The following is an 8,610-nucleotide window of genomic DNA, read 5'->3' as shown; positions in this document are numbered from 1 at the left end:
AAATCGGTGGAGCTGCATGACAAAGTCATCGGGCATTATCTGAACATAAAACACTATCAATAAGTTGGAGTCATTACCGACGTTGACCATGATCTTCCTGGTTGGTCTGCTGTTTTATCCAACAACGGCGCTGGCTAACAGCATCAGTTTCAGCCACATTAACGGGGTGAAATACTTCCCCTTTATTCGTGTGTTCGGCACATTTGGCTTTATGGTCATCGGTTTTATTATTGGTGAAATGGGCTATTCCGGAAATACCATCACCTGGTATATTGCGTCAGCCTCCGGTGTCGTGCTCGGCCTTTACTGCTTTACGTTGCCAAACACCCCACCGAAAGCAAAAGGAAGCGTATTTACACTCCGCGATCTGTTATGTCTGGACGCTCTGGCACTCTTCAAGGACCGCAGTTTCTCGGTTTTGATGCTCAGCATTTTTGTCCTGATGATCCCCAAAACGGCTTATTCCGCCTATATCCCGGTCTTTTTAAAAGCGCTTGGATTCGATAACGCCGCGTCAATGATGCAGGTCGGCATCGCCTGTGAAGTCATTTTTATGTTCCTGCTCTCGTTTTTCTTACTGAAAGCCGGCTTCAAAATTACTCTCATGTTGGGCGCCGTTTGCTGGATCATCCGCACACTGTTGTTTGCTCATGCCTCGCTGGATGCCAACATGATGTTTGTGCTGATCGGTCTGATGTTGCAGGGATTCTGCTGGGACTTCTTCTTTACCGTGGGCGACATTTATGTTGACCGTAAAGCCGCGCCAGAGATTAAAGCCCAAGCCCAAAGTTTACGATTCATCGTCTCCAACGGCGTCGGTTTGCTGTTTGCCTCTACCGTATGCGGGCAAATCTTTAACAACACCGTGACGGAACAAGGCCCACAGGCGTTACCGCAATGGGAAACATTCTGGCTGGTTTCAGCAGGCGTTGCCGCAGTGGTCAGCGTATTCTTCCTGATATTCTTCCGGGACGATATTTCAAAACGCAAAGCAGACCTCCCATTGAAAAAAGCAAACTCCTGATCGTTAAAGACTCTTTCATTAAGGTAATTGCATGAATAATCTGGCCGCCATCATCAATGAGCAAGGATTGTTGCCTTTAACTACGATCATCAAAATCAGCATTGCATTTATTCTGGGTGGCATTATTGGCCTGGAAAGAGAATCGAAAGGGAAACCGGTCGGCTTCAAAACTTGCGTTATTTTATCCGTAGCCAGCTGTGTGTTAACTGTCGTATCAATACAATCTGCGGAATACTATGCTGAAATTTCGATGAACATCCGTAGCGATCCTATGCGCCTGGCGGCTCAGATTATCAGCGGCGTTGGTTTTCTCGGTGCGGGAGTCATTCTGCACCGACACGACGATGCTATTTCTGGTCTCACTACTGCGGCAATTGTCTGGGCATCTGCTGGGGTGGGAATCACCTGTGGAGCCGGTTTTTATTTTCATGCTTTTTTTGCCACGGCTTTATTTTTATTGGCAATCAAACTAAGCCCGTTCATTATTTTCTTACAGACTAAAAACCAGTTTCCCGGAAAAGTAAAAGTCCGGGTTATTCTTGATGAACGCGATGCACTCGAAAATCTGATAACCCGCATCCATCAGCAGAAAAACATTATTGAAAACATAACGATCAGGGATATTAAGAAGGGTAAAATTGAGGTTAATCTCAAAATCGTAATTCGTAAGAAGATGACCTTGCCCGACTTGTACCACGATCTCACCCATGTTGAACACGTCTGCGCTATCGCCCTTGAACATTAAGAGACTTTACTTTCCACTTTAAAATCAGGGGGTTTTACCCCTGAGAAAACCGTTCTATCCCCACTTCGCTTTAAATCCCTACCTTTTTCAATGTTAAATATTTGTTGTTTTTGATCACAAATAATAAACAAACAAGCTCATTCTGTGCGCGTTTTTCAAAAATGTAGATATTTTTAATTTATGGCTACGAAACGAGCTGCGCCATATCTCCCTGACAATCTACTGAGAGGAACGATTTGATGAACGCACTGACTGCCGTAAAACCGAACGCTGAAGATCCAGCCCAGCACTACAGCGGTTTCACGCTGAAACCATCAGCCCAGTCCCCACGCCTGCTGGAGCTGACTTTTTCCGCTGAGACCACTGAGCAATTTCTGCAGGCCGTGGCGCAGTGGCCGGTACAGGCCCTGGAATACAAATCTTTCTTGCGCTTCAAAGTGGGCAAGATCCTCGACGACCTGTGCGGCAATCAGTTGCAGCCTCTGCTGCTGAAAACGTTGCTCGATCGTGCCGAAGGCGCACTGCTGATCAATGCCGTTGGCGTGGATGATGTGGCGCAGGCAGAAGAGATGGTCAAGCTGGCCACGGCGGTAGCGCATCTTATCGGACGCTCCAATTTTGATGCGATGAGCGGTCAGTACTATGCGCGCTTCGTGGTAAAAAACGTTGATAACTCAGACAGCTATCTGCGCCAGCCGCACCGTGTTATGGAGCTACACAACGACGGAACCTACCTCGAAGAGATCACCGACTATGTGCTGATGATGAAGATTGACGAGCAGAACATGACCGGCGGTAACTCGCTGCTGCTGCACCTTGACGACTGGGAACATCTGGATCAGTACTTTACCCATCCGCTGGCGCGTCGCCCCATGCGCTTTGCCGCGCCGCCAAGCAAAAACGTGAGCCAGGACGTGTTCCATCCGGTATTTGACGTTGACCAGCAGGGTCGTCCGGTGATGCGCTACATCGACCAGTTCGTCCAGCCAAAAGACTATGAAGAAGGCGTCTGGCTGAGCGACCTGTCCGACGCGCTGGAAACCAGCAAAAGTATTATTTCCGTACCGGTTTCAGTGGGTAAATTCCTGTTGATCAACAACCTGTTCTGGCTGCACGGTCGCGATCGTTTCACCTCGCACCCAGACCTGCGCCGCGAACTGATGCGCCAGCGTGGCTATTTCGCTTACGCGACAAACCACTACCAGACTCATCAGTAAGCGCGAAGGAAAAAAGCGGATGTATGATTTTGTGATTATTGGCGGCGGCATTATCGGCATGTCGACCGCCATGCAACTGATTGATGTCTATCCGGACGCCAGAATCGCGCTACTGGAAAAAGAGTCCGGCCCGGCCTGCCACCAGACGGGCCACAACAGCGGTGTCATTCATGCCGGGGTCTATTACACCCCCGGCAGCCTGAAGGCGCAGTTTTGCCTGGCCGGAAATCGCGCCACAAAAGCCTTTTGCGACCAAAACGGCATCCGCTATGACGTCTGCGGAAAGATGCTGGTCGCCACCTCAGAGCTGGAAATGGAGCGGATGCGCGCGTTATGGGATCGCACTGCCGCTAACGGTTTAGAGCGCGAGTGGTTAAACGCCGAAGAATTGCATGAGCGTGAGCCAAACATTACCGGGCTGGGCGGGATTTTTGTCCCGTCGAGCGGGATCGTCAGCTACCGCGAAGTCACCGCCGCGATGGCGAAGATTTTCCAGGCCAAAGGTGGCGAGATTGTTTATAACGCCGAAGTCAGCGCGCTGAAAGAGCATGCGACGGGCGTGATTGTCCATACCCGTCAGGGCCAGGAATATGAGGGCGCGACGCTGATTACCTGCTCAGGCCTGATGGCCGATCGGCTGGTGAAAATGCTTGGCATCGACCCCGGATTCATTATCTGCCCGTTCCGCGGCGAATATTTCCGCCTGGCGTCAGAACATAACCAGATAGTCAATCATCTGATCTACCCGATCCCCGATCCGGCGATGCCATTCCTTGGTGTACATCTCACCCGCATGATTGACGGCAGCGTCACGGTCGGCCCCAACGCCGTGCTGGCATTTAAACGTGAAGGCTACCGTAAGCGTGACTTCTCGCTCAGCGATACGCTGGAGATCCTCGGCTCTTCAGGTATTCGCCGCGTGCTGCAAAACAACCTGCGATCCGGGCTTGGCGAAATGAAGAATTCGCTGTGCAAAAGCGGTTATCTGCGGCTGGTACAAAAGTACTGTCCGAGCCTGACGCTTAAGGATCTGCAACCGTGGCCTGCGGGCGTGCGGGCACAGGCGGTATCACCTGATGGCAAGCTTATCGACGATTTTCTGTTTGTCACCACGCCACGCTCAATTCACACCTGTAACGCGCCTTCTCCGGCGGCAACATCGGCAATCCCTATCGGTGCACATATTGTCAGCAAAGTTCATGCGCTGCTGGAGAACCAGAGTAATCCCGGACGCACGCTGCGTGCGGCACGTAGCGTGGAGACATTACACGCCGCATTCACCCGTTAACCTTTTTAAGACAGGAAGCAATTATGCAACTTAACGATCCCACCTTGTTTCGCCAGCAGGCACTGATCGACGGCCACTGGCGTGACGCCAACAGCGGCGAGACCCTCGCGGTGACCAACCCCGCCAACGGTCAGAAATTAGGTAGCGTACCGAAAATGGGGGCGGATGAAACCCGCGAAGCGATTAACGCCGCGAATCGCGCCCTGCCCGCGTGGCGGGCGCTAACCGCCAAAGAGCGGGCCAACATCCTGCGCCGCTGGTTCAACCTGATGATTGAACATCAGGACGATCTCGCCCGTCTGATGACCCTGGAACAGGGCAAACCGCTGGCGGAAGCCAAAGGCGAAATCACCTACGCCGCTTCCTTTATTGAGTGGTTTGCCGAAGAGGGCAAACGCATCTATGGCGATACAATCCCTGGTCATCAGGCCGATAAGCGCCTGATCGTCATCAAGCAGCCGATCGGCGTTACTGCCGCGATTACGCCGTGGAACTTCCCGGCGGCGATGATCACCCGCAAAGCCGGTCCGGCGCTGGCGGCAGGTTGCACGATGGTGCTTAAACCCGCCAGCCAGACGCCATTCTCCGCGCTGGCGCTGGCAGAGCTGGCTAATCGCGCCGGGATCCCGGCAGGTGTTTTCAGCGTGGTGACCGGTTCTGCGAGCGCGGTCGGTAATGAGCTGACTGGCAACCCGCTGGTACGCAAGCTGTCGTTTACCGGCTCAACCGAAATTGGCCGTCAGTTAATGCAGCAGTGCGCCAAAGACATCAAAAAGGTATCGCTGGAACTGGGCGGCAATGCGCCATTTATCGTCTTTGACGATGCCGACCTTGATAAAGCCGTGGAAGGTGCGCTGGCCTCGAAATTCCGTAACGCCGGGCAAACCTGTGTCTGCGCCAACCGCCTGTACGTTCAGGACGGCGTGTATGAGCGTTTTGCCGAAAAACTTCAGCAGGCGGTGAGCAAACTGCATCTCGGCGATGGTCTGCAACCAGAGGTCACTACCGGACCGCTGATCGACGATAAAGCGGTTGCCAAAGTGCAGGAACACATCGCCGATGCTCTGGATAAAGGCGCGCGCATTATCGCGGGCGGTAAACCTCATGCGCTCGGCGGTAACTTCTTCCAGCCCACCATTCTGGTGGATGTGCCTGACAACGCGAAAGTCGCCAAAGAAGAGACGTTTGGCCCACTGGCGCCGCTGTTTCGCTTTAAAGATGAAGCGGACGTCATTGCTCAGGCCAACGACACCGAATTTGGGCTGGCGGCCTACTTCTACGCCCGAGATTTAAGCCGCGTCTTCCGCGTTGGCGAAGCGCTGGAGTACGGCATCGTCGGGATTAATACCGGCATCATCTCAAATGAAGTTGCCCCGTTTGGGGGAATCAAAGCCTCCGGTCTTGGCCGTGAAGGATCAAAATACGGCATCGAAGACTACTTAGAAATCAAATATATGTGTATCGGCCTTTAATAAAATAAATACTGGAGAACACCTGATGAGCACCAACAAAGAACTCATGCAACGTCGCAGCAACGCCGTTCCCCGTGGCGTAGGCCAGATCCATCCAATTTTCGCCGAGCGTGCAGAAAATTGTCGGGTCTGGGACGTTGAAGGCCGTGAATTCCTCGATTTTGCCGGCGGTATTGCAGTGTTGAATACCGGGCACCTGCACCCGCAGATCGTCTCTGCGGTAGAAGCGCAGTTGAAAAAGCTGTCCCATACCTGTTTCCAGGTACTGGCCTATGAGCCATACCTGGAGCTGTGCGAAATCATGAACAAGAAAGTGCCGGGTGATTTCGCCAAGAAAACACTGCTGGTCACCACCGGCTCCGAAGCGGTGGAAAACGCGGTAAAAATCGCTCGCGCCGCCACCAAACGCACCGGCACGATCGCCTTTAGCGGGGCTTACCACGGCCGTACCCACTACACCTTGTCACTGACCGGGAAAGTGAACCCATACTCTGCCGGAATGGGGCTGATGCCGGGCCACGTGTATCGCGCGCTTTATCCTTGCCCGCTGCACGGCATCAGTGACGACGATGCTATCGCCAGCATTCACCGCATTTTCAAAAACGATGCCGCGCCGGAAGACGTCGCCGCCATCGTAATTGAACCCGTTCAGGGCGAGGGGGGTTTTTACGCCGCTTCTCCTGCTTTTATGCAACGTCTGCGCGCCATTTGTGACGAACACGGGATCATGCTGATTGCTGATGAAGTACAGAGCGGTGCGGGCCGCACCGGTACGCTGTTTGCCATGGAGCAGATGGGCGTTGCGCCCGATCTCACCACCTTCGCCAAATCCATCGCCGGCGGCTTCCCGCTGGCAGGCGTGACCGGACGCGCCGACGTCATGGACGCTATTCCACCGGGCGGTCTGGGCGGTACCTATGCCGGTAACCCAATTGCCTGTGCCGCCGCGCTGGCGGTACTAAACATTTTCGAGCAGGAAGATCTGCTGCAAAAAGCCAACGAGCTGGGGCAAACCCTGCGTGAAGGCCTGCTGGCTATCGCGGAAACCCATCGCGAGATTGGCGACGTACGCGGGCTGGGCGCGATGATTGCTATCGAACTGTTCGAAGATGGCGACCACACGAAACCAGACGCTAAACTGACCGCCGAAATTGTCGCGCGTGCGCGAGATAAAGGGCTGATCCTGCTCTCCTGCGGGCCTTACTACAACGTGCTGCGCATACTTGTCCCGTTGACCATTGAAGATGCGCAAATCCGCCAGGGGCTGGACATTATCGCCCAGTGTTTTGCCGAGGCAAAACAGGGTTAAACCCGTATCAAAACGGGGAGTTTTAAGCCGGATAAGGCGGAGCCGCCATCCGGCAAACAGGGTCAATAACAATAATACGCGTGCCCCGGCGCGGGAATGCCGGGGTGCTCTCCCAAGTGAAATACTTTCGAGAGGTTTAAAGATGGGGCAACTGTCACAATCACATGATTTAGGGGGCGGGCTGAAATCACGCCACGTCACCATGCTGTCTATTGCCGGGGTAATCGGCGCAAGTCTGTTTGTCGGTTCAAGCGTGGCGATAGCAGAAGCCGGTCCCGCAGTATTATTAGCCTATCTGTTCGCCGGATTGCTGGTGGTGATGATTATGCGCATGTTGGCCGAAATGGCCGTCGCCACACCGGATACCGGTTCTTTTTCCACCTACGCCGATAAGGCCATCGGCCCATGGGCCGGTTATACCATCGGCTGGTTGTACTGGTGGTTCTGGGTGTTGGTTATCCCGCTGGAGGCGAATATCGCCGCCATCATTCTTCACTCCTGGGTGCCTGGCATTCCTATCTGGCTGTTTTCTCTGGTTATCACGCTGGCATTAACCGGCAGTAATTTGCTGAGCGTCAAAAATTACGGTGAGTTCGAGTTCTGGCTGGCGCTGTGCAAAGTGGTTGCCATTCTGGCGTTTATAACCCTCGGCGCAGCGGCGATTAGCGGTTTCTATCCTTATGCCGAGGTCAGCGGGGTTTCGCGCCTGTGGGATCAGGGCGGCTTTATGCCCAACGGTTTTGGCGCCGTGATCAGCGCAATGTTAATCACCATGTTCTCCTTTATGGGCGCAGAGATAGTTACCATCGCCGCAGCCGAATCCGATACCCCGGATAAACATATCGTTCGCGCCACCAACTCGGTTATCTGGCGTATCTCCATCTTCTATCTGTGCTCTATTTTTGTGGTGGTGGCGCTGATCCCGTGGAACATGCCGGGACTGAAAGAAGTCGGTTCTTACCGCTCGGTACTGGAGCTACTGCATATCCCACACGCAAAACTGATCATGGATTGCGTCATTTTGCTGTCGGTGACTAGCTGTCTCAACTCCGCGCTGTATACGTCCTCGCGTATGCTCTACTCCCTGAGCCGCCGTGGCGATGCCCCCGCTTTTATGGGTAAAACGAACCGCAGTAAAACGCCTTATGTGGCGGTGTTGCTGTCTACCGGTGCCGCATTCCTCACCGTCATCGTCAACTATTACGCCCCGGCCAAGGTGTTTAAATTCCTGATCGACAGTTCCGGTGCCATCGCACTGCTGGTCTATCTGGTGATTGCCGTTTCTCAACTGCGGATGCGCAAAATCCTGCTGGCGCGAGGCGGCGAAATTAAACTGAAAATGTGGCTCTATCCGTGGCTTACCTGGCTGGTCATCGCGTTTATTATCTTTGTGCTGGTAGTCATGCTGTTTCGCCCGGCACAACAGCTGGAAGTTATCTCTACCGGGTTGTTAGCCATAGGAATTATTTGCACCGTGCCCATTATGTCACGCTGGAAAAAACTGCTATCTTGGCAAAAAGCACCATTGCAAAATACGCATTAAACCTGTTCCCGG

7 protein-coding genes and 1 pseudogene are annotated in these 8,610 nt (G+C 53.4%); all 8 read left to right on the top strand.

What is annotated here, in order from left to right; all coding sequences use genetic code 11:
* A partial coding sequence (locus tag OGY19_RS24505) for an IS1 family transposase (RefSeq protein ID WP_071603212.1) occupies positions 1–63 on the top strand: 63 nt, incomplete at its 5' end.
* A 16-nt stretch (positions 64–79) separates the two neighbouring features.
* Positions 80–1,024 (top strand): annotated as a pseudogene (locus OGY19_RS19735) (MFS transporter); the annotation flags it as partial.
* A 31-nt stretch (positions 1,025–1,055) separates the two neighbouring features.
* Entirely contained in the window at positions 1,056–1,769 is a 714-nt protein-coding gene (locus OGY19_RS19730) for an MgtC/SapB family protein (RefSeq protein ID WP_003037218.1), read from the top strand.
* 239 nt (positions 1,770–2,008) lie between these two features.
* Positions 2,009–2,986 (top strand): glutarate dioxygenase GlaH, encoded by a 978-nt coding sequence (glaH, locus tag OGY19_RS19725; protein WP_048212987.1) that lies wholly within the window; start codon positions 2,009–2,011, stop codon positions 2,984–2,986.
* Between the two features lie 19 nt (positions 2,987–3,005).
* Positions 3,006–4,274, top strand: a complete 1,269-nt coding sequence (gene lhgD, locus OGY19_RS19720; protein WP_115601605.1) for an L-2-hydroxyglutarate dehydrogenase — start codon at positions 3,006–3,008, stop codon at positions 4,272–4,274.
* Between the two features lie 23 nt (positions 4,275–4,297).
* Complete coding sequence (gene gabD, locus OGY19_RS19715) at positions 4,298–5,746, top strand: NADP-dependent succinate-semialdehyde dehydrogenase (protein ID WP_115601604.1); 1,449 nt, start codon at positions 4,298–4,300, stop codon at positions 5,744–5,746.
* A 25-nt stretch (positions 5,747–5,771) separates the two neighbouring features.
* The gene (gabT, locus tag OGY19_RS19710) at positions 5,772–7,055 is read left to right on the top strand and encodes a 4-aminobutyrate--2-oxoglutarate transaminase (RefSeq protein ID WP_115601603.1); all 1,284 of its coding nucleotides are present in this window, start codon (positions 5,772–5,774) and stop codon (positions 7,053–7,055) included.
* A 142-nt stretch (positions 7,056–7,197) separates the two neighbouring features.
* Positions 7,198–8,598: a GABA permease gene (gabP, locus tag OGY19_RS19705; protein ID WP_048212991.1), complete on the top strand. Its 1,401-nt coding sequence runs from the start codon at positions 7,198–7,200 to the stop codon at positions 8,596–8,598.
* The last annotated feature ends 12 nt before the right edge of the window (positions 8,599–8,610 follow it).

The organism is Citrobacter sp. Cy070, assembly GCF_030332245.1.
Classification (GTDB): Bacteria; Pseudomonadota; Gammaproteobacteria; order Enterobacterales; family Enterobacteriaceae; genus Citrobacter; species Citrobacter youngae.
Note: the sequence above shows the minus strand (reverse complement) of the source record. Positions and strands in the feature narration are given on the sequence as shown.

Excerpts from the sequence above, each read along its gene's own strand:
- OGY19_RS19730 (WP_003037218.1), top strand. The coding sequence starts at position 1,056 with ATGAATAATCTGGCCGCCATCATCAATGAGCAAGGATTGTTGCCTTTA.
- glaH (WP_048212987.1), top strand. The coding sequence starts at position 2,009 with ATGAACGCACTGACTGCCGTAAAACCGAACGCTGAAGATCCAGCCCAG.
- lhgD (WP_115601605.1), top strand. The coding sequence starts at position 3,006 with ATGTATGATTTTGTGATTATTGGCGGCGGCATTATCGGCATGTCGACC.
- gabD (WP_115601604.1), top strand. The coding sequence starts at position 4,298 with ATGCAACTTAACGATCCCACCTTGTTTCGCCAGCAGGCACTGATCGAC.
- gabT (WP_115601603.1), top strand. The coding sequence starts at position 5,772 with ATGAGCACCAACAAAGAACTCATGCAACGTCGCAGCAACGCCGTTCCC.
- gabP (WP_048212991.1), top strand. The coding sequence starts at position 7,198 with ATGGGGCAACTGTCACAATCACATGATTTAGGGGGCGGGCTGAAATCA.